The organism is Klebsiella sp. 2019SCSN059, from assembly GCF_021739525.1.
Classification (GTDB): domain Bacteria; phylum Pseudomonadota; class Gammaproteobacteria; order Enterobacterales; family Enterobacteriaceae; genus Klebsiella; species Klebsiella quasipneumoniae.
In genome coordinates this window covers 111,364-133,085 of sequence record NZ_JAKKOM010000010.1, presented here as the reverse complement: position 1 = coordinate 133,085, position 21,722 = coordinate 111,364, and the positions used below count along the sequence as shown (strand labels likewise).

General features: G+C 58.5%; 17 protein-coding genes. 7 read left to right on the top strand and 10 right to left on the bottom strand.

What is annotated here, in order from left to right; translation table 11 throughout:
• Positions 1-81: 81 nt before the first annotated feature.
• The 5 genes from pqiC to rlmKL are packed head-to-tail and all read right to left on the bottom strand — an operon-like array spanning position 82 to position 7,580.
• Positions 82-645 (bottom strand): membrane integrity-associated transporter subunit PqiC, encoded by a 564-nt coding sequence (gene pqiC / locus L2I46_RS13360; RefSeq protein WP_236947934.1) that lies wholly within the window; start codon positions 643-645, stop codon positions 82-84.
• Positions 645-2,282 carry an intermembrane transport protein PqiB gene (gene pqiB, locus L2I46_RS13355; RefSeq protein WP_032455284.1) on the bottom strand — a complete coding sequence of 546 codons (1,638 nt, stop codon included), beginning with the start codon at positions 2,280-2,282 and terminating at the stop codon, positions 645-647. Before pqiB ends, pqiC begins: the two co-directional genes overlap by 1 nt.
• Complete coding sequence (pqiA, locus tag L2I46_RS13350) at positions 2,272-3,540, bottom strand: membrane integrity-associated transporter subunit PqiA (RefSeq protein WP_236947933.1); 1,269 nt, start codon at positions 3,538-3,540, stop codon at positions 2,272-2,274. Before pqiA ends, pqiB begins: the two co-directional genes overlap by 11 nt.
• Before the next feature lie 14 nt (positions 3,541-3,554).
• The gene (locus tag L2I46_RS13345) at positions 3,555-5,462 is read right to left on the bottom strand and encodes an ABC transporter ATP-binding protein (RefSeq protein ID WP_023289046.1); all 1,908 of its coding nucleotides are present in this window, start codon (positions 5,460-5,462) and stop codon (positions 3,555-3,557) included.
• Between the two features lie 12 nt (positions 5,463-5,474).
• On the bottom strand, positions 5,475-7,580 hold the full coding sequence (gene rlmKL, locus L2I46_RS13340) for a bifunctional 23S rRNA (guanine(2069)-N(7))-methyltransferase RlmK/23S rRNA (guanine(2445)-N(2))-methyltransferase RlmL (protein WP_023289045.1): 2,106 nt from the start codon (positions 7,578-7,580) through the stop codon (positions 5,475-5,477).
• Between the two features lie 99 nt (positions 7,581-7,679).
• Between rlmKL and L2I46_RS13335 the strand changes: the two genes are divergently transcribed.
• Positions 7,680-8,789 (top strand): YcbX family protein, encoded by a 1,110-nt coding sequence (locus tag L2I46_RS13335; protein WP_236947932.1) that lies wholly within the window; start codon positions 7,680-7,682, stop codon positions 8,787-8,789.
• Here L2I46_RS13335 and zapC read toward each other — a convergent pair.
• Together zapC and pyrD are read right to left on the bottom strand one after the other, a co-directional pair.
• Positions 8,786-9,328, bottom strand: a complete 543-nt coding sequence (gene zapC / locus L2I46_RS13330; protein WP_023289043.1) for a cell division protein ZapC — start codon at positions 9,326-9,328, stop codon at positions 8,786-8,788. The genes L2I46_RS13335 and zapC overlap by 4 nt on opposite strands.
• A 169-nt stretch (positions 9,329-9,497) precedes the next feature.
• Entirely contained in the window at positions 9,498-10,508 is a 1,011-nt protein-coding gene (gene pyrD, locus L2I46_RS13325) for a quinone-dependent dihydroorotate dehydrogenase (RefSeq protein WP_004201417.1), read from the bottom strand.
• A gap of 248 nt (positions 10,509-10,756) precedes the next feature.
• Between pyrD and ssuE the strand changes: the two genes are divergently transcribed.
• Genes ssuE through ssuB form a run of 5 tightly spaced genes read left to right on the top strand, consistent with a single transcriptional unit; the run spans position 10,757 to position 15,001 of the window.
• Positions 10,757-11,332, top strand: coding sequence for an NADPH-dependent FMN reductase (ssuE, locus tag L2I46_RS13320; protein ID WP_004201416.1), 576 nt, complete (start codon positions 10,757-10,759; stop codon positions 11,330-11,332).
• Positions 11,325-12,287 carry a sulfonate ABC transporter substrate-binding protein gene (locus L2I46_RS13315; protein WP_023289042.1) on the top strand — a complete coding sequence of 321 codons (963 nt, stop codon included), beginning with the start codon at positions 11,325-11,327 and terminating at the stop codon, positions 12,285-12,287. The genes ssuE and L2I46_RS13315 overlap by 8 nt, the downstream gene beginning before the upstream one ends.
• Positions 12,284-13,429: an FMNH2-dependent alkanesulfonate monooxygenase gene (gene ssuD / locus L2I46_RS13310; protein WP_023289041.1), complete on the top strand. Its 1,146-nt coding sequence runs from the start codon at positions 12,284-12,286 to the stop codon at positions 13,427-13,429. Before L2I46_RS13315 ends, ssuD begins: the two co-directional genes overlap by 4 nt.
• A gap of 10 nt (positions 13,430-13,439) precedes the next feature.
• Positions 13,440-14,231, top strand: coding sequence for an aliphatic sulfonate ABC transporter permease SsuC (gene ssuC, locus L2I46_RS13305; protein WP_236947931.1), 792 nt, complete (start codon positions 13,440-13,442; stop codon positions 14,229-14,231).
• The gene (gene ssuB, locus L2I46_RS13300; RefSeq protein WP_023289039.1) at positions 14,228-15,001 is read left to right on the top strand and encodes an aliphatic sulfonates ABC transporter ATP-binding protein; all 774 of its coding nucleotides are present in this window, start codon (positions 14,228-14,230) and stop codon (positions 14,999-15,001) included. Before ssuC ends, ssuB begins: the two co-directional genes overlap by 4 nt.
• A gap of 97 nt (positions 15,002-15,098) precedes the next feature.
• Here the strand turns inward: ssuB and pepN are convergent, their stop codons facing one another.
• Complete coding sequence (pepN, locus tag L2I46_RS13295; RefSeq protein WP_107112287.1) at positions 15,099-17,714, bottom strand: aminopeptidase N; 2,616 nt, start codon at positions 17,712-17,714, stop codon at positions 15,099-15,101.
• Between the two features lie 326 nt (positions 17,715-18,040).
• Here pepN and pncB point away from each other — a divergent pair, with 326 nt between their 5' ends.
• Complete coding sequence (pncB, locus tag L2I46_RS13290) at positions 18,041-19,243, top strand: nicotinate phosphoribosyltransferase (protein WP_032428717.1); 1,203 nt, start codon at positions 18,041-18,043, stop codon at positions 19,241-19,243.
• 42 nt (positions 19,244-19,285) lie between these two features.
• On the opposite strand, the gene L2I46_RS13285 is transcribed toward pncB, so the two are convergent.
• Positions 19,286-20,452, bottom strand: a complete 1,167-nt coding sequence (locus L2I46_RS13285; protein ID WP_102003827.1) for a M20 aminoacylase family protein — start codon at positions 20,450-20,452, stop codon at positions 19,286-19,288.
• An 18-nt stretch (positions 20,453-20,470) separates the two neighbouring features.
• Positions 20,471-21,709: a Zn-dependent hydrolase gene (locus tag L2I46_RS13280; protein ID WP_236947930.1), complete on the bottom strand. Its 1,239-nt coding sequence runs from the start codon at positions 21,707-21,709 to the stop codon at positions 20,471-20,473.
• Positions 21,710-21,722: the final 13 nt, after the last annotated feature.

The window sequence follows — 21,722 nt, the reverse complement described above, 5'->3', positions numbered from 1 at the left end:
GGCCGGTAACGAACTGACCTGACAAAAAAAAGCCGCGCGGCTCAGATGAACCGCGCGGCAGATCAGCGTGATGAATTTTACTTATGGCAGACGGTTAAGCTCGCTGGCAATGGCTGCCGCCTCCTGGCTCCACGCCTGCGCCATGGTCTTGACCATCGCATCATATCCATCCTGATCCTGCTTAAGCACGATGTTAAACGGGCGCTTGATCAGCTGCCCCTGATGCTTCAGCAGCCACTCACCGCTGACGATAACCCGCCCGTCGTAGCGTCCGTGAAAGCCGTTGACCGCGACGTTGAGCGTATCCTGTTCGCTACCCAGCGGCTGGGATGACACTACCCAGCCCGGCAGCTGTTGGCTCAGGTTCGCCACCAGCGTGGTGCGTAGCTGCTGGTCCAGCGGGCTGGCCCACAGATTATTATTGGCGATCACATACTGTACGTCGGTGGTCTGGTAGACCACCCCGTTACCCGCCAGATAATCCGGGATGCTGACCTGCTCAACCCACAGCAGACGTGCCCCCTGGCTGGCGGCGCGCTGTGCGCCGCCCTGCGCCACCGGCAGCTGGTAATACGTTTTGCTTTCGCCGCCGCTACTGCATGCCGTCAGCACGCATACGGTTGCCGCGAGTAACCATTTTTTCATTATTTCGCTCCCTTCGGCTGTGGGTCTTTTTTATCCTTCGCCTCAAATACCAGCGCATTGCTCTTATCATTGAGCGTTTTCAGGACCGGCTGCAGCTCGCGCAGCACCTGATCCAGACGCTGCATATCGGCCACCATCTTATTGTAGGCCGCGGAGCCCGGCTGGAAGCCCTGCATGCTGCGGTTCAGCTCGCGCAGCGTCGTCTGCATATCGGCAGGCAACTGCTGCATCGACTGGCTGGAGGTGATCTTATTCAGACTATCCAGCGTGGTCTGCACGTGCTGCATGGTCTTCTCGCTCTGCGCCAGGGTGCTCGTCGCCTGCTCCAGCAACGGATTGAGCGGCAGGTTATTAATCTTATCCAGCGCATCCATCAGACGCTGCTGGATCTGCGCCAGACCACCGCTGATGGTCGGGATAATCGGATAGCCGTTAAACTCCTGCATTTTCCCGCGCGGCGGCGCCTTCGGATAGAAGTCGAGATCGATATACAGCGCGCCGGTCACCAGATTGCCGGTTTTCAGCGAGCCGCGCAGTCCGCGGTTGATCAGATCGTCAATGTGGGCGCGAATATTCGGATCGCCGCCCAGCTGGTTAATCAGACGTTGCGGTTCAACCCGCACTTCCACCGGAATGCGATAGTCGTCGTTCAAACGCTGCTTCAGACCGGGGATGAAGAATGGCACTTTGCCGACGGTTCCCAGACGGATGCCGCGGAACTCCACCGGCGCGCCGGGCTGCAGGCCGCGAACTGAGTCTTTGAAGAACATCACATAGTCAATATGTTCGGTAAAGACCGAATCCTGGATGCTCTTCTGATCGTCAAACAGATGGTATTCCGTTTTATTCGCCACCGGCTCGCCGAGATCCAGTCCTTCCGGAATATCGAAGCTCACGCCGCCGCCAAACAGCGTCGACAGCGAGCCCATCTCGACGCGCATCCCCGCCGAGGTCAAATCGACAGCGATCCCACTGTCCTTCCAGAAGCGGACATTGGTGGTCACCAGGCGGTCATTGGGCGCATTGATGAACAACTGATAAGTGATACGACGTTTCTGGGTGTCGAAGGTGCTGGTTTCCACCGACCCCACGCGATAGCCGCGGAACAGCACCGGATCGCCTGGCGACAGCTGGCCCGCCTTGCTGCTCTCCAGCAGAATACGGATCCCCTTGGCGTCCGGCGAGGCCAGCGGCGGAGAATCAAGCAGCGGATACTGCTCCGGCACCGTACCTTTCGACCCCGGCTGCAGTTCAATATAGGCCCCGGACAATAATGTTCCCAGGCCACTGATCCCCTCGCGCCCTACCTGCGGTTTCACCACCCAGAAGACGGAATCGTTGTGCAGTAATTTCTGCATCCCGGAATTGAGGCGGGCTTTGATTTCCACGTGGGTTAAATCGTCGGTCAGCGTGGCGCTCTCCACCACCCCAACGTCCACGCTACGGCTCTTGATACGGGTTTTTCCCCCTTCAATCCCCTCCGCATTCGTGGTGATCAGCGTGACCTCAGGTCCCTGATGGCTGTAATGATAAAACAGGATCCACGCCCCGATCAGCGCAGTGACGATAGGGAAGATCCACACCGGTGACCAGTTCTTCACCTTCTGCACTTTCGCTTCTCCGCTCTTATTTTCCATGTTGTTGTCTTTCCTCATGGCTTGAATCTGGCTCACGATCCCACAGTAAACGGGGATCAAACGTCATGGCTGAAAACATGGTCATCACCACCACCAGCGCAAACATAACCGCGCCGATGGCGGGATAGATATTCATCAACCCTCCCATGCGCACCAGCGCAGAGAGTACGGCGATGACAAAAACATCAATCATTGACCAGCGGCCAACAAATTCCACCACTTCATAGATCAGATGCATGCGTTCCGAATCGCGCGCACCGTTGCTATTGGCATTCCAGCACAGCCAGGCGATAGCGATCATCTTTAGCGTCGGCACCATAATACTGGCAATAAAAATCACCAGCGCCACCGGATAAGACCCCTCGCTCCACAGTAAAATTACCCCAGCCATGATGGTTGACGGCATTTTATCGCCCAGCAGATCGGTGATCATGATCGGCATAATATTGGCGGGGAGATAGAGGATAAATGAGGTCACCAGCAGGGCCAGCGTCCACTGCAGGCTGTTTTTACGCCGCGCCGTTCCTTTACTATGACAGCGCGGGCAGACCGTCTGGTCGACCGGTAACACCGCCGTGCAGCAGGCGCAGGAGCGCAGCCCCTGGCGGATGCCGGCCACTCCGACCTTCAGCGGTTGGCTAATGGCTGGCATGGGGGCAATATCATCCCACAGCCAGCGGCGGTCGACGCACTGGAAAGTGCGTAACTGCAGCAGACAAAACATGCACCACGGAACAAAGCTCAGACCGATACCGATATCGCCATAGGCCATCAGCTTAACGAAGCTCACCAGCACGCCGGCAAGAAAGATCTCCGCCATTCCCCACGTCTTCAGGTGAAACAGAATTCGCGCCAGAAACGCTTTCAGGCCAGCGGGCATCCTGACCCGATTGACCAACAGTAGAATGGTGACCAGGCAAAAGGCCGGTACCAGTTGCACAAAGAGTAAAAAGAAGGTGCCGAGGCTGGCGTAATCCTCGGTAAATAACACATTGGGAATTTCCAACAGCTCTATTTCGCTGCTGATCCCGCCCACTTTCATGTAGATAAATGGAAACAGGTTGGCCAACAGCAGCATAAACAGCGCGACCAACGCGTAAGCCGTGGGACGCTGGCGAGGCGCGTCCCATGTGGTGGTTAACGTTGTACCGCAGCGCGGGCAAGCGGCTTTCTGGCGATGCTCCAGCTGCGGCAAAGCCACCAGCAAATCACATTGGGGACATAAAATATGTCGCGCAGCATGATGATGATCGCACATGACAACTCCTCGGCTCAGGCGCCGTTCTTTAATCCTTCGAGATATTCCCAGCGTTCAAAGGCTGCTTCCAGCGCCTGTTCCGCTTCGGCCAGCTTTGCCAGCACCTGCTGCGTGCGATCGTGCGGTTGTCCAAAGAAGTCGGGATCGGCAACCTGTTCCTGCAGCGTCTGCAGTTCGGCCTCGAGAGCTTCCAGCTTCTGCGGCAGCTGTTCCAGCTCGCGCTGCAGGTTATAGCTTAGTTTGTTCCCACCGCGTTTGACAGTTTCTGCTTTTGGCTGAGCGACTTCCATCGTTTTTTTCGCTGCCGGCTGCTTCTGCGCCAACGACTGGGCCTGCTGGCCGCGGGCATCGTGATAGCCGCCGATGTACTGGCCGATGCGACCGCCGCCTTCGAAGATCCAGCATTCGGTTACGGTGTTATCCACGAACTGACGATCGTGGCTTACCAGCATCACGGTGCCCTGATAGCCATCGATCAGCTCTTCCAGCAGCTCCAGCGTTTCGACATCCAGGTCGTTTGTCGGTTCATCGAGAATCAATAAGTTGCTGGGTTTCAGGAACAGACGCGCCAGCAGCAGGCGGTTACGTTCCCCGCCGGAGAGCGCGCGCACCGGGGTCATCGCCCGTTTGGGATGGAACAGGAAGTCCTGCAGGTAGCCCAGCACATGGCGCGGCTTACCGTTAACCATCACCTCTTGCTTACCTTCCGCGAGGTTATCCATCACCGTCCGATCCGGATCCAGCTCTGCGCGGTGCTGGTCGAAGTAGGCGACTTCCAGTTTAGTGCCGACGTGGATCCGCCCGCTGTCGGCCTGCAGCTGGCCAAGCATCAGCTTCAGCAGCGTGGTTTTCCCGCAGCCGTTGGGGCCAATCAGGGCAATCTTGTCGCCGCGCTGGATCTGCGCGGAGAAATCTTTCACCAGCACTTTGCCATCAACCTGGTAGTTGACGTTCTCCATTTCGAACACGATTTTGCCGGAGCGCGAAGCCTCTTCAACCTGCATTCTGGCGCTGCCCATCACTTCCCGGCGCTCCCCGCGCTCGCGACGCATCGCCTTCAGGGCGCGAACGCGGCCTTCGTTACGCGTGCGGCGCGCTTTGATCCCCTGGCGGATCCATACCTCTTCCTGGGCCAGCTTGCGGTCGAATTCCGCATTCTGCAGCTCTTCAACCCGCAGGGCTTCCTCTTTATCCAGCAGATACTGATCGTAATCGCCCGGGTAGGTCACCAGCTTGCCGCGATCGAGGTCGACGATGCGCGTCGCCATATTGCGGATAAAGGAGCGGTCGTGCGAAATAAAGATAATGGTGCCTTTAAAGGTTTTGAGGAACCCTTCCAGCCAGTCGATGGTTTCGATATCCAGGTGGTTGGTGGGTTCATCGAGCAGCAGCACGCGCGGCCCGCTGACCAGCGCGCGGCCCAGCGCCGCTTTACGCAGCCAGCCGCCGGACAGGGATGCCAGCTGCGCGTTGGCGTCGAGACCAAGCTGCTCAATCACTTCGTTAATGCGGCTGTCCAGCTGCCACAGCCCCAGGTTATCGAGCTGCTCCTGCAGGCGCGCCAGTTCATTTAAATTTTTGTCGCTCGGATCGGTCATGACCTGATGCGACACGTCATGATAGGCCTTCAGATAAGCCGCCTGCTCGGCGATGCCTTCCGCGACAAAATCGTACACCGTACCGGCGACATTGCGCGGCGGATCCTGCTGCAGACGCGCCACAATCAGATCCTGTTCATAAATAATGCGCCCGTCATCCAGCCCCTGCTCGCGGTTGAGGATCTTCATCAGGGTCGATTTACCGGCGCCGTTGCGTCCGACGAGGCAGACGCGTTCGTTATCTTCGATATGCAGCTCGGCATTATCCAGCAGCGGCGCATCGCTGAAGGAAAGCCAGGCGCCGTGCATACTAATCAGTGACATTCTTTATTCCTTTCAGGCTGCGGTAATCAGCCAGCAGTTGTGGATCTGACGGTTGCGGGCAAAATCCTGCGACAGCGTTTTTTGCGAAATTTCTTGCGCCTTCAGGCCAAGCGCCGCCAGCCCGTCATGATCCATACGGAAACCGCGTTTGTTATTCGAGAACATAATGGTGCCGCCTTTACGCAGCAGACGTTTCAGATCGGTCATCAGGCGAATGTGATCGCGCTGGACGTCGAAAGCATCTTCCATTCGTTTGGAGTTGGAGAAGGTCGGCGGATCGATAAAGATCAGATCGAACTGCTCGGTGCTCTCCCGCAGCCAGCCCAGCACGTCCGCCTGCATCAGGCGATGCGCGCGGCCGGTCAGGCCATTGAGACGCAGGTTGCGTTCCGCCCACTCCAGATAGGTGCGCGACATATCGACCGTGGTGGTGGAGCGCGCGCCGCCGAGGCCGGCGTGGACGCTGGCGCTGCCGGTATAGGAGAACAGGTTCAGGAAGTCCTTGCCTTTGCTCATCTGGCCGAGCATACGGCGGGCGATACGGTGGTCGAGGAACAGACCGGTATCCAGGTAGTCGGTGAGGTTGACCCACAGGCGCGCGTTGTACTCCTGCACCTCGATAAAGTCGCCCTTCTCCGCCATCTTCTGGTACTGGTTTTTCCCCTTCTGCCGCTCGCGGGTCTTCAGCACCAGCTTGTTAGGCGCCATGTCCAGTACGGCGATGGTCGCGGCGATAATATCGAACAGGCGCTGGCGCGCTTTGTGCGCATCGACGGTTTTCGGCGGGGCATATTCCTGGACCACCACCCAGTCAGCGTAGCGGTCGATGGCCACGTTGTATTCCGGCAGGTCAGCATCGTACAGGCGATAGCATTCAATGCCTTCCTGACGGGCCCATTTTTCAAACTTCTTCAGGTTCTTTCGCAGACGGTTAGCAAAATCTTCCGCCAGCATCGCCGGCTTGCCGCCTTCGCTCTCCGCCAGGTGATAATTCTTCTGTACGCAGTCCAGCGGGCCGTTCTTGGCTTTAAACTGTTTGTCGGCGCGCAGCTGCAGGCAGCTTAACAGCTCCGGCGAGGCGCTGAATACCGACAGGTTCCAGCCGCCAAACTGACTTTTCATGATCCGGCCCAGCAGGCTGTGCAGGGCGATCAGCGCCGGCTCGCTTTCCAGACGCTCGCCGTACGGCGGGTTGCTGATCACGGTGCCGTACGGGCCTTTCGGTAGCGGATTATTCAGCTGGGCGACGTCTTTGACTTCAAAATCGATCAGCTCGCCGATGCCGGCCCGACGGGCGTTGCGACGGGCGCGGTCAATGACGCGTTCGTCGACATCGGAGCCATAGAAGCGTGACCCATATGCCGCCAGCCCCTGACGGGCGCGCGTTTGCGCTTCCGCTTTCACTTCTTTCCAGATGGCGTCGTCGTGCTGCGCCCAGCCGCCAAAGCCCCAGTGGCCGCGGTGCAGGCCCGGCGCGCGGTCGGTCGCCAGCATCGCCGCCTCAATCAGCAGGGTACCGGAGCCGCACATCGGATCGAGCAGCGGGGTGCCCGGCACCCAGCCGGAACGCATCACGATCGCCGCCGCGAGGTTTTCTTTGATCGGCGCCATACCGGTGCCATCGCGGTAGCCGCGCAGGTGCAGGCCTTCGCCGCTCAGATCCAGCGAGATGTGCGCCGTCTCTTTGTTCAGCCAGACGTTGATCCGCAGATCGGGCGACTCACGATCGACGTTCGGGCGCGGCAGGTTCTTACGGGTGAAGCTGTCGACAATGGCGTCTTTGACCTTCAGCGCACCGTACTGGCTGTTGCGGATCTCCTCATTGAGACCGCTAAAATGCACCGCGAAGGTGGCGCCAGGGTTGAACATCTCCGTCCACGGAATGGCCTGTACGCCGAGGTACAGATCCAGATCGCTGTATACGCGACACTCGCCCAGCGGCAGCATGATGCGCGAAGCCAGCCGGCTCCACATCAGGCTTTGATACAGCAGGCGCGTATCCCCCTGAAAATGGACCCCGCCCTGGACTACCTGGCAGTCCGTCGCGCCAAGCCCTTCCAGTTCAGTTTTTAACAGCTCTTCCAGCCCACGAGCCGTACTGGCAAACAGAGAATTCATATCGTCACTTTTACTTAAAGAAAATTGGTGCGCATTATAGCCAATATGTGCCCTATGTCATAAAGTTATAGGCTTATTTTTGGAACCCGGAGGCAGCGTATGGTAACGCTCTCGCGTCTTTTTATTCATCCCGTTAAATCCATGCGCGGCATGGGCCTGACCCACGCCTTTGCCGATATCAGCGGCCTGGCCTTCGATCGCCTGTTTATGATCACCGAAACCGACGGCACCTTCATTACCGCCCGTCAGTTTCCGCAAATGGTGAAATTTATTCCGGCGCCGCTGCATGATGGCCTTCACCTGACCGCACCGGACGGCAGCAGCGCCGTGGTGCGTTTTAACGATTTCGCCCCTCAGGCCGAGCCGACAGAAGTCTGGGGCAACCATTTTACCGCCCTTATCGCGCCCGCCGCCGTTAATCAGTGGCTCAGCGGCTTTTTCAATCGCGATGTCCAGCTGCGCTGGCTGGGGCCACAGTTAACCCGCCGGGTGAAGCGCCACGATGCGGTACCGCTCTCCTTCGCCGACGGCTACCCTTACCTGCTGGCTAACGAGGCCTCGCTGCGCGACCTGCAGCAGCGCTGCCCAGCAAGCGTAAGCATAGAACAGTTTCGCCCTAATCTCGTGGTCACCGGCGCGGCGGCCTGGGATGAAGACAGCTGGAAAGTGATCCGCGTCGGCGAGGTGGTATTTGACGTCGCCAAGCCGTGCAGCCGCTGCATTTTTACCACCGTCAGTCCGGAGCGCGGGCAGAAACATCCCAGCGGAGAGCCGCTGGAAACCTTAAAGCGCTTCCGCACCGCGCAGGATAATGGCGATGTCGACTTTGGTCAGAACCTGATAGCCCGTAACAGCGGCGTGATCCGGGTGGGGGATGAAGTGGAAATCCTCGCCCGCGGCCCGGCGAAAGCCTACGGCGCCGGCGAAAGCGACGATACCCCGGCTCCCGAGGCGCAGCAGCAGGCCACGGTTGCCATTGAATGGCAGGGTCAACAATTTACCGGCAATAACCAGCAGGTGCTGCTGGAACAACTGGAGCAACAGGGCATTCGCGTACCTTACTCGTGTCGGGCGGGGATCTGCGGCAGCTGCCGCATCCGTCTTGAAGAGGGGGAAGTGAATCCGTTAAAGAAAAATGCGGTCGCCGGAGATGGCACCATTCTCGCCTGCAGCTGCGTGCCGAAAACGGCCCTGCGCCTGGCGCCTTAAACCGCCTGCCCCAGGCTGTAGCTGACCGCGCTTTGCGCCGGCTGCAGCCTGTCGTTCATGATTTTAATCACATCGCCCAGCTGCATAACGCGGCCGGCAAGCGTGAGACCCGGCTGGGCCAGCAGACAAAGCGCGGCGTTATCGCCCGGCTCCACCACCAGCAAATTGACCTGCTCGCCGGTATCGCTCAGCCAGACGCAGGCCGCGTCGCCGCCGCTCGGCTGCCAGTGGTGGGGATGGGCGACGAAGTGCCAGCTTTTCGGCATCTGCGGTTTGAGAAAACGGATCGCGGTTAATGCGTTGAGGACTAATTCCGCCCGCTGCTCTTTCGACAACTCGAAATCGCGGCATTTTTCTTCAAAGGAGAAATAGAGCGCGGCGTCATCGACGCAGAATCCCGATGGGGCAAAAGCGTCCGGGGTCAGCATGCGCCGGGCGAAGCGCGAGCGAAATAACATGCCATTGGCCAGATCGAGCATCATGCGGTCGTGCTCTTCATCGTAATACCAACGCCAGTTATCGTCAGGTTTAATCCGCATTTTTCCCCCTGTCCCCTTTCATACGCCTCTGCAAAGTTGTTGCGACTTGCCGCAGAATATTTTCTAAAATTAAGAAAAGTCTAAAATGTTTAAATAAGCAACAGTGAGGGAATATAAAACAACCAGGGCCGGAAATAAAGCCCTGGGTGGGATTCAGAGGAGGAAAAGATTAGATGTGGGTAACAATTTCTTTAATCAGCGGCGGACCTTTAAAAATAAATCCGGAATAGATCTGCACCAGCGATGCTCCGGCGGCCATTTTTTCCCGCGCGGCAATCACGGAATCAATACCGCCCACGCCAATGATAGGCAAGCGGCCATTGAGCTCAGCGGAGAGCATACGGATAATTTCGGTACTTTTTAATTGTAATGGACGACCGCTAAGTCCGCCGGTCTCATCGCAATGTTTCATTCCCTGAACCAGAGAACGATCGAGGGTGGTATTGGTGGCAATCACGCCATCAATATTATGACGCACGAGGCTATCGGCAACCTGGATCAATTCCTCAGGCAAAAGATCCGGCGCGATCTTCACGGCGACCGGAACATATTTTTGATGCTTCTGCTGCAGCTCAAGCTGCTTATTTTTAATACCGGAGAGTAAATCATCGAGCGCTTCGCCGTATTGCAGCGTGCGCAGCCCCGGGGTATTCGGCGAGGAGATATTAATGGCGATATAGCCGGCGTAGGGATAGACTTTTTCCATACAAATCAGGTAATCATCTTTCCCGTGCTCAACCGGCGTGTCTTTATTTTTGCCGATATTGATGCCCAGCACGCCGTCAAAATGCGCCTTTTTCACGTTCTCAACCAGGTTATCGACGCCATGGTTATTAAAGCCCATGCGGTTGATCAACCCCTCGGCATCCACCAGACGGAAGATCCTTGGCTTATCGTTGCCCGGCTGCGGACGCGGCGTCACGGTGCCGATCTCAATGGATCCAAAACCCATCGCGCCCAGCGCGTCAATGCATTCCCCGTTTTTATCCAGCCCGGCCGCCAGACCCAGCGGGTTTTTAAAGGTCAGCCCCATGCAGGTGACAGGCCTGGCCGGCACCTTCTGGCGAACCAGTATTTCCAGCGGCGTCCCGGTGACACGGCGTAATTGTTGAAAGGTAACTTCATGAGCGCGCTCAGGATCGAGCTGAAAAAGGGCTTTACGAACGAAGGGGTAGTACATGAACTCTCCTGGATTCCCGGTGTGCAAACCGGGGGCGTATTATGTGCGATCTGTTGCGGAAAGGGAATTGACCTGCGACAAAAAATCCCCCATCAGCGCAAACGATTACCTCCCCGCGCGCCGTTATGCGCTTTTCGGCTATCTAACGGTGGATAAATCATTTAGGGAAAGAATGGCCCTCTGTCACACTCACTACAAATGTTATCAATTATAGATAAATGCAAACATTTAGTTATAAGGAGAGAGAGATGCGCGTCATTACGCTTGCGGGCAGCCCGCGTTACCCTTCCCGTTCCAGCGCCCTGCTGGAATACGCCAGAGAGACGCTCACCGCCGCCGATATCGAAGTCTGCCACTGGCATCTGCAGAACTTTGCCCCGGAAGACCTCCTGTACGCTCGCTTCGACAACCCGGCGCTGCAGACGCTCAATGAGCAGCTGGCCGGGGCTGACGGACTGATCATCGCCACGCCGGTGTATAAAGCCTCGTTTTCCGGCGCCCTGAAAACGCTGCTCGACCTGCTTCCTGAGCGGGCGCTGGAGGGCAAAATCGTGCTGCCGCTGGCCACCGGCGGCACCATCGCCCACATGCTGGCGGTGGACTACGCCCTGAAGCCGGTGCTGAATGCCCTCAAGGCTCAGGAGATCCTCCATGGCGTCTTCGCCGACGACAGCCAGGTGACCGATTACCAGCACAAGCCGCAGTTTACCCCGAACCTGCAGCGGCGCCTCGATGAAGCCCTGGAGACCTTCTGGCAGGCGCTGCATCGCCCCAGCAGCCGCGCCCCGTCGTTAACGTCTCTGCGTGGGGTGGAACATGCTTAATCCTCTCCGCGCTCTGACCCTCGGCGGGCTGCTGCTGTTCTCCGCCCTGGGCCATGCCGCCCCGGCGGCGCCTGACGCCCTGCGCATCGGCTATCAGAAAGGCAGCGTCAGCATGGTGCTGGCGAAAAGCCATCAGCTGCTGGAGCAGCGCTACCCGCAAACCCATATTTCGTGGATTGAATTTCCGGCCGGTCCGCAGATGCTGGAGGCGCTGAACGTCGGCAGCATCGATATTGGCAGCACTGGCGACATTCCGCCTATCTTTGCGCAGGCGGCCGGCGCCGATCTGGTGTATATCGGTTCGGAACCGCCAAAGCCCAAAGCGGAAGTGATTCTGGTGGCGCAGGGCAGCCCGATTCATAACGTGGCTGAGCTAAAAGGGAAAAAGGTCGCTTTTCAGAAAGGCTCCAGCTCCCACAATCTGCTGCTGCGCGCCCTGCAGCTCGCAGGTTTGAAGTTTAGCGACATTCAGCCGGTCTATCTCGCCCCCGCCGATGCGCGCGCCGCCTTCCAGCAGGGCAATGTCGACGCCTGGGCGATCTGGGATCCATATTACTCCGCCGCGCTGCTGCAGGGCGGCGCCCGGGTACTGACCGACGGAACCGACCTGAAACAGACGGGATCCTTCTATCTCGCTTCCCGCCCTTACGCTGAACGCAATGGCGCCTTTATTGAGGGCGTACTCGATACCTTTACCCAGGCCGATGCCCTGACCCATAGCCAGCGTGCGCAAAGCATTACGCTGCTGGCAAAAACGATGGGATTACCGGAAGCGGTGATCGCCAGCTACCTGGACCATCGTCCCCCCACCTCGGTGACCCCGGTGAGCGCTGAAACCGCCGCTCGCCAGCAGCAGACGGCCGACCTGTTCTATGAGAACAAGCTGGTGCCGAAAAAAGTTGATATCCGGGCCCGCATCTGGCAGCCCGCCGCCGCACAAGGAGCGAAATCATGAGTCTGAATATGTTCTGGTTTTTACCGACCCATGGTGATGGTCGTTATCTGGGTACCGAAGAGGGAGCCCGTCCGGTCGATTACGGCTATCTGCAGCAAATCGCGCAGACGGCGGATCGGCTGGGATTCACCGGCGTACTGATCCCGACCGGGCGCTCATGTGAAGATGCCTGGCTGGTTGCGGCCTCGATGATCCCGGTAACGCAGCGGCTGAAATTCCTAGTCGCCCTGAGGCCAAGCGTGGTGTCGCCGACGGTGGCCGCGCGCCAGGCGGCGACCCTGGACCGACTGTCGAACGGCCGGGCGCTGTTCAATCTGGTCACCGGCAGCGATCCCGCCGAGCTGGCAGGCGACGGTGTCTTCCTCGACCACACCGAGCGCTATGAGGCCTCGGCTGAATTTACCCATATCTGGCGCAAGCTGATGGAGGGGGAGACTGTCACCTTTAACGGCAAGCATCAGCGCGTTCGCGACGCCAAACTGCTGTTCCCGCCGCTCCAGCAGCCGCGTCCGCCGCTCTATTTCGGCGGATCGTCTGAGGTGGCGCAGGATCTGGCCGCTGAGCAGGTCGATCTCTATCTTACCTGGGGCGAACCGCCGGCCCAGGTGGCAGAGAAGATAGCTCAGGTGCGGGAGAAAGCCGCCCGGCACGGTCGCCGGGTGCGTTTTGGCATCCGCCTGCACGTGATCGTGCGGGAAACCAATGAGGAAGCCTGGCAGGCGGCGGACAGCCTTATCTCCCATCTGGATGATGAGACTATCGCCCGCGCCCAGGCGGCCTTCGCCAGAACCGACTCCGTCGGCCAGCAGCGGATGGCGGCGCTGCACAATGGTCGACGCGATAAGCTGGAAATCAGCCCCAACCTGTGGGCTGGCGTCGGTTTAGCGCGCGGCGGCGCCGGGACCGCGCTGGTGGGCGATGCCGCTACCGTTGCCGAACGGATCAATGAATACGCCGCGCTGGGTATCGATAGCTTTATCTTCTCCGGCTATCCGCATCTGGAAGAGGCGTATCGGGTCGGCGAGCTGCTGTTCCCGCTGCTCGACGTCGCGGTGCCGTCTGTTCCGCAGCCGCACAACCTGCGTCTGCAGGGGGAAGCCGTCGCCAACGAGTTTATCCCGCGTAAAGTGGCGCAGAGCTGAGGAGGCACTGATGGCAAAATCAACCCATCCCCTGTTGTTACGCCTCGCCCCCTGGCTGCTGCCGGTGGGAACGGTCATTGTCTGGCAGTTGTCGTCGTCCGTCGGCTGGCTGTCGACGCGGGTGCTGCCCTCGCCGGAGGGCGTTTTGAAAGCGTTCTGGACGCTCTCGGCCAGCGGTGAGCTGTGGCAGCATCTGGCCATTAGCTCGTGGCGGGCGCTGGTCGGCTTCGCCATCGGCGGCTCCATTGGACTGGTGCTCGGCCTGATCAGCGGTCTGTCACGCTGGGGCGAGCGCCTGCTGGACACGTCGATCCAGATGCTGCGCAATGTGCCGCACCTGGCGCTGATCCCACTGGTGATCTTGTGGTTCGGCATCGATGAGACCGCCAAGATCTTCCTCGTATCGCTGGGGACCCTGTTCCCGATCTATATCAATACCTGGCACGGGATCCGCAATATCGACCGTGGGCTGGTGGAGATGGCGCGCAGCTATGGTTTATCCGGCTTTGCTCTTTTCCGTCACGTGATTTTACCCGGCGCCCTGCCCTCGATTATGGTCGGCGTGCGTTTTGCCCTCGGTCTGATGTGGCTGACGCTTATTGTCGCCGAAACCATCTCGGCGAACGCCGGTATCGGCTACCTGGCGATGAATGCGCGTGAATTTCTGCAAACCGACGTGGTGGTGGTCGCCATCATTCTTTACGCCATTCTTGGCAAACTGGCCGACGTCAGCGCCCAGCTGCTGGAGCGGCTCTGGCTGCGCTGGAACCCGGCGTATCATCTTCAGGAGGCTAACGCATGAACACTGCCCGTCTGAACCCAGGTATCCCGTTGCTGCTGAACGGGGTGACTAAACGCTATGGCGACAACACCATTCTTAACGAGCTGGATCTGCATATCCCCAGCGGCCAGTTTGTGGCGGTGGTGGGCCGCAGCGGCGGCGGCAAAAGCACCCTGCTGCGCCTGCTGGCGGGCCTGGAAAAGCCGAATGCCGGCGAGCTGCTGGCAGGCGCGACGCCGCTGGCGGCGATCCAGGACGACACCCGGATGATGTTTCAGGATGCGCGCCTGCTGCCGTGGAAAACGGTGATTGATAACGTGGGGCTGGGGTTAAAAGGCGCCTGGCGCGACGCCGCCCTGCAGGCGTTGGCCAGCGTCGGACTCGAGAGCCGCGCGCAGGAGTGGCCGGCGGCGCTGTCGGGCGGGCAGAAGCAGCGCGTTGCGCTGGCCCGCGCACTGATCCATCGCCCGCGCCTGCTGCTGCTGGACGAGCCGCTGGGGGCGCTGGACGCCCTCACGCGTCTGGAGATGCAGGAGCTGATCGTCTCCCTGTGGCAGGAGCATGGCTTTACGGTCCTGCTGGTGACCCACGACGTCAGCGAAGCCGTGGCGATGGCCGACCGGGTGCTGTTGATTGAAGAGAAGAAGATCGGTCTCGATTTGAACGTGGATATTCCGCGACCGCGGCGCACCGGTTCGGCGAAGCTGGCCGAGCTGGAGGCGGAGGTGCTGGATCGGGTGATGAAACGCGGCAAGAGCGAGAGCGCACCGCGTTTGTTTAGTCATGGCTAACTAACGTCCCCGGCCCGCGCTTCGCTCGGCCGGGCTACCAAATCGCACAGCGCTGTAGCCCCGGTAAGCGAGAGCGCAACCGGGGATTTTGCCACCGTTACGCCAGCGCCTTACTGATTTTCTCGTACAGATCGCCTGAGAGATCCTTCAGCCCCTTCAGCTGCTCCAGCGCGGCGCGCATCAGCGCCTGGCGTTTCTCATCATAACGCTTCAGACGAATCAACGGCTCAATCAGTCGCGATGCGACCTGCGGGTTGCGCTGGTTAAGCTCGGTCAGCATCTCCACCAGGAACTGGTAGCCGCTACCGTCTTCAGCATGGAACGCCGCCGGGTTGCTGCTGGCGAAAGCGCCGATGAGCGACCGCACGCGGTTCGGGTTGCTCATGCTGAACGAACGATGGTTCAGCAGACCGCGTACCGTTTCGACCACATTGGCCGCCGGACTGGTGGACTGCAGGATAAACCACTTGTCCATCACCAGGCCGTCCTGATGCCATTTGTCGTCATACTCCTGCATCAGCGCATCGCGGCACGGCAGCTCAGCGGCAACCGCCGCCGACAGCGCGGCCAGCGCGTCGGTCATGTTATCCGCCTGGTGATACTGCGCCGCCACCAGCTTATCGCCCAGCGTCGGCTCTGCGAACGCCAGATAGCGCAGGCAGGTATTGCGCAGGGCTCGCTTACCGATATCGGCGTGCTCCACCCGGTAGCTGTCGAGCTTATTGGCGTTATATACCGCGAGGAATTCGTCCGCCAGCTCGTTCGCCAGGGTGCGGGTGAGCGCCTCGCGCACGGTGGCGATGGCGATAGGATCGATAATGGCGAACATCTCGGCGATTTCGTTGGCCGACGGCAGGGTTAAGATCTCGGCGGCCAGCGCCGGGTCAATCTTCTCGTCGAGCAGAATCGCGCGGAAGGCGTCCGCCACGTGCACCGGCAGCGACAGCGGCTGTCCCTGCTGATGACGGTTGACGTTCAGCTTGATGTAGGTCGCCAGCAGACTCTGCGCCGCATCCCAGCGCGAGAAATCATTCCGCGCATGGCGCATCAGGAAGGTCAGCTGCTGATCGCTCCACTTGTATTCCAGTTTCACCGGTGCTGAAAACTCGCACAGCAGGGCCGGGACCGGCTGGAAATAGACATTATCAAAGACGAAGGTCTGCTCAGCCTGGGTCACATTAAGCACCGGGTGCAGCGGATGACCGCCCTTCTGCAGGGGGATCACCTTACCTTCGTTATCGTACAGCTCGATGGCAAACGGAATATGCAGCGGCTGTTTCTCAGCCTGCTCGGCGGTCGGCGGCGTGCGCTGGCTGATGGTCAGCGTATACTGCTCGGTTTCCGGGTTATAGTCGTCGTGGACGGTGACAATCGGCGTACCGGACTGGCTGTACCAGCGGCGGAAGTGCGACAGGTCGACGTTAGAAGCATCTTCCATCGCCTGGACGAAATCGTCGCAGGTGGCGGCGCTGCCGTCATGACGTTCGAAATATAGCTGCATCCCTTTCTGGAAGTTTTCTTCACCCAGCAGCGTGTGCAGCATGCGGATCACTTCGGCACCCTTTTCATAGACCGTCAGGGTATAGAAGTTATTCATCTCGATAACCCTATCCGGGCGGATCGGGTGCGCCATCGGGCTGGCGTCTTCGGCAAACTGCAGCCCGCGCATGGTGCGCACGTTGTTAATGCGGTTCACCGCCCGCGAGCCGAGGTCGGAACTGAACTCCTGATCGCGGAACACGGTCAGCCCCTCTTTCAGGCTGAGCTGGAACCAGTCGCGACAGGTGACGCGGTTGCCGGTCCAGTTATGGAAATACTCATGGCCAATCACCCGCTCGATATCGAGGTAGTCTTTATCGGTGGCGGTGTCGGTGCGGGCCAGGACATATTTGGAGTTAAAGACGTTCAGCCCTTTGTTTTCCATCGCTCCCATATTGAAGAAGTCGACGGCGACAATCATATAGATGTCGAGGTCGTACTCGAGGCCAAAGCGCTCCTCATCCCATTTCATGGAGTTTTTCAGCGAGGTCATCGCCCACGGCGCGCGGTCGAGGTTACCGCGATCGACGTACAATTCCAGCGCCACTTCACGCCCGGAGCGGGTGGTAAAAGTGTCGCGCAGGACGTCGAAATCACCGGCCACCAGCGCAAACAGGTAGCACGGCTTCGGGAAGGGATCCTGCCACTGTACCCAGTGACGACCGTTCTCCAGATCCCCTTCCGCCATCCGGTTGCCGTTGGAGAGCAGGAACGGATATTTGGCTTTATCGGCGATAATTTTGGTGGTAAAGCGCGCCAGCACATCCGGACGGTCCAGGTACCAGGTGATATGGCGGAAACCTTCCGCTTCACACTGGGTGCACAGCGCTTCGCCTGACTGATACAGGCCTTCCAGCGCGGTGTTCGCCGCCGGGCTGATCTCATTGACGATGGTCAGGGTGAAATGCTCCGGCAGGCCGCCGATCACCAGCTGATTGTTTTCTTCTTTATAGTCGCTCCACGGCTGGCCGTTCACCTGCAGAGCAATCAGGGTCAGATCTTCGCCGTCCAGGCGCAATGGCACATCAGACGCAGCCGCATGGCGGGAGACCTTGCTCTCGGCCGTAACAACGGTTTTTGCGGCATCCAGGTCAAAGGTCAAATCGATATCGCTAATCAGATACTCCGGCGCACGATAGTCGTGGCGGTATTTGGCTTGGGGCTGTTGTGTCATAAAAAACCTTTAGCATCTTCGGTAAAGTGTCGTCCCAGTCTATTCCTGTTGTGTCAATCGCGCTATGCAGAATCTTCATCTTTTCAACGTGAAATACGAAAATCGCTACATTTTGTTAACACTCGCGGCACGAATTGCCCTCGACCCGACGCAAAGCTTGTGGTGTGATCCATGTTCAATATATTAAACTAGGCCTCGCAAATGACCGTCAGCGTCGCCATCGCTCGCCATCGCGGGACAGAGCCGGGTAATAAAGGTATACTCCGCCTCCTTTTTCCGCGTTGGTTTCGATGGAACGCTCCAGTGAGAGGATGCTACTGCGCACCATGACACAATTCACTTCTCCTGTACTGCATTCGCTGCTTGATACGGATGCCTACAAGCTGCACATGCAGCAGGCTGTCTTCCACCGCTACGGCGATGTACATGTGGCGGCGGAGTTTCGCTGCCGTGGAGACGACCTGCTCGGCATTTATGCCGACGCGATCCGCGAGCAGGTGGAGTCCATGCGCGACCTGAGGCTGCGGGATGATGAATATCGCTGGCTGTCCACCCTTCCCTTTTTTCGCCAGGATTACCTCGACTGGCTGCGCGATTTTCGCTATGACCCGCGCCAGGTCACGGTCGCCAATGACAACGGCAAGCTGAACATTCGCCTCACCGGCCCGTGGCGGGAAGCCATCATGTGGGAAGTCCCCCTGCTGGCGGTGATAAGCGAGCTGGTCCATCGCTACCGTTCACCCGAGATGGGCGTTGAACAAGCGCTAAACGCGCTGGAGCATAAGCTAGGCGACTTCGCCACCATGACCGCTGACCTCGATATGAGCGCCTTCCGCCTGATGGATTTCGGCACTCGCCGTCGTTTTTCACGCGATGTACAGGAAGCCATTGTGCAACGCCTGCAGCAGGAGCCCTGGTTTGTCGGCACCAGCAACTACGATCTGGCGCGCCGTCTGAACTTAACCCCGATGGGCACCCAGGCCCATGAGTGGTTCCAGGCCCACCAGCAGATCAGCCCGAACCTGGCCAGCAGCCAGCGGGCGGCCCTCGCCGCCTGGCTGGAAGAGTATCCTGACCAGCTGGGCATCGCGCTGACCGACTGCATCACCATGGATGCGTTCTTGCGCGATTTCGGTCCGGAGTTCGCCACCCGCTATCAGGGTTTGCGCCACGACTCCGGCGACCCGGTGGAATGGGGTGAAAAAGCCATCGCCCATTACCAGAAGCTGGGCATCGATCCGCTGAGCAAAGTGCTGGTCTTCTCCGATAATCTCGACCTGGCGAAAGCCGTCGACCTGTATCGCCACTTCGCCTCGCGGGTGAAGCTGAGCTTTGGTATTGGTACCCGTTTAACCTGCGATCTGCCGCAGGTTAAACCGCTCAATATCGTGATTAAGCTGGTGGAATGTAACGGCAAGCCGGTGGCGAAACTCTCCGACAGCCCGGGGAAAACCATCTGCCACGATAAGGCCTTCGTCCGTGCCCTGCGCGAGGCGTTCGACCTGCCGCCGATTAAAAAGGCAAGCTAAAAAACATGGCCCGACGGCATTCTGCTATCGGGCCAATCAATATCACTCCTGCGGCAGACGGGTTCTGACGACCTCGGCAAAATACTCCGCGCCAGTTAGCAATATCTCATCATTAAAGTCGTAGCAGGCATTATGCAACGGTGTATTGCCCTGAGCATCTGAACCATCGCCGTTGCCTAAAAAGATGAAACAGCCGGGGATTTTTTGCAGAAAAGCGCCAAAATCCTCCGAAATCATCATCTGTGCGACGTTGCCGTCCACCTTCTCAGCCCCTACCACGTTAATCGCAGCGGTGACCGCCACATCAACGCATTTCTGCCAGTTCACCGTTGGCGCAAATTCATGGGTATAGCTGAACTGGCACCTAGCACCGTGCATCGCGCAAATTGCTTCGCTAATGGTACGCATTCGTTCTTCGAGCAGCATCTGCACCTCCGGTACAAAGCTGCGCGTATCCCCTTTGATTTCAACATGCGTCGGAATCGCATTGCGGATGCCATCGGTGTGCAGTTCAGTACAGGAAATGACCGCTGGCACGTTCGGATCAACATTTCGCGAAACAATTGTCTGCAAAGCCAGGATGATTTCCGCCGCAATTACCAGCGGATCTTTCGCCATATGCGGCCGCGCCGCATGCGCTCCCTGCCCTTGAATACGAATAATAAAGTTATCTTCACTGGCCATAATGCCACCGACTCGCGTGGCGATAGCCCCGGCTTTCATACCCGGCATATTATGCAGACCGTAGATTTCCTCAATGCCAAAGCGTTCAATAACGCCATCGTCCATCATCGCTCTGGCGCCATAGCCAGGCTCCTCAGCAGGCTGAAAAACAAAGATGACCGTGCCGTTAAAATTCTGCCGCTGCAATAGCAACTGCGCCGCGCCCAATGCAATGCAGGTATGACCATCATGCCCGCAGCCGTGCATCCGATCGGCGGTCATGGAGCGGTAAGACCGGTCTCCCTGTTCGGTCAATTGAATGGCATCAATATCGGCACGAATAGCGATAACGCCCTTGCCGTCGCCGCATTTCAATCTCCCCACTACCCCGGTTTTGCCAATATCGCGGTGTACCTCAATGCCCATGGCCTCGAGCTTTTCGGCAATAAACCGTGAAGTATTCTGCTCTTCGAAGGCGCTTTCCGGATGGGCATGCAAATAGTGACGCCAGGCGATAAGCTGCTGCTTTAACTGTTGCTGATTCATTCTCTGCTCCTGTAAACATTAGTCCATACGCTGGGCGCGCTGTAAAACCACCTGCAGCAGCACATTGGCGCCAGCAATCAGGTCTTTGGCCGCACTGTGTTCTTTGACGTTGTGACTGATGCCATCAACGCAGGGGACAAAAATCATCCCGGCGGGACATACCGAGGCCATAAATTGTGCATCGTGTCCAGCGCCGCTTGGCAAACGTCGGTAACTGAGCGCCTGACGCTCCGCCTCGGCTTCCACCGCATTGACGATCTCCTCGGCAAAAATGACCGGTTCAAAGCGCACCAGTGAGCGGCTGGTTATCTCCACGCCCTCTTCCTGCGACGTTTTTGCGACAAATTCTGCCAGTTGCTGCTCCGCCAGACATAAGATCGCATTATCGGTATTGCGAAGATCCACTGACATAACGACATGGTTGGGAATGACGTTGATCAGATTAGGCTTCACGCTGAAATGCCCAACGGTAGCTACCTGATCACCACCAAGGCTTAGCGCCAGCTCACGGGCAAAAACAGCGATTTTCGCAGCCGCCAGCCCGGCATCGCGTCTCATGGACATTGGGGTAGTACCCGCATGATTCGATACGCCTCTCAGGGTAAATTCCTGCCACGAAATACCCTGTACGCCGGTAACAACACCAATATCAATTTGCTCTTTATCAAGAATCGGTCCCTGTTCGATATGCAGCTCAACGTAGCTATCTACCGCCATATCACCCGGCTGACGTTCGCCCTTATAACCAATGTTACGCAGCGCTTCATCGAGCGTGATACCGTCGAGATCTTTTGCCGCGAGCGCCTGCGCCAACGGATACTCGCCGGCAAACACCACGCTGCCCATCATATCGGGCTGAAATCGCACCCCCTCCTCGTTAGTAAAGAAGGTTACCGCCAACGGTCGTCGGGGGCAGATCCCGGCATCCTGGAGGGTGGCAATCACCTCAAGGCCGGCCATAACGCCGTAGTTGCCATCGTATAACCCACCGGTAGCGACGGTATCGATATGTGACCCCATCATCACCATCGGCAACGTCTCCTCGCCGTGATAAACACCGGTGACATTACCGATAGCATCAATAGACACACTCAGGCCCAGGGCCTTCATGCGGGCTACAACAAAGTCCCTGCCGGCTTTATCTTCGGCCGTCGCTGCCAGGCGGCATACGCCGCCGCCTTCCAGCGCACCATATTCGCCAAGCGCATACAGGGAATCGATAAGCCGTTGGCCGTTAATCTGCAGAAAATGACTCATAAAACATCTCGCT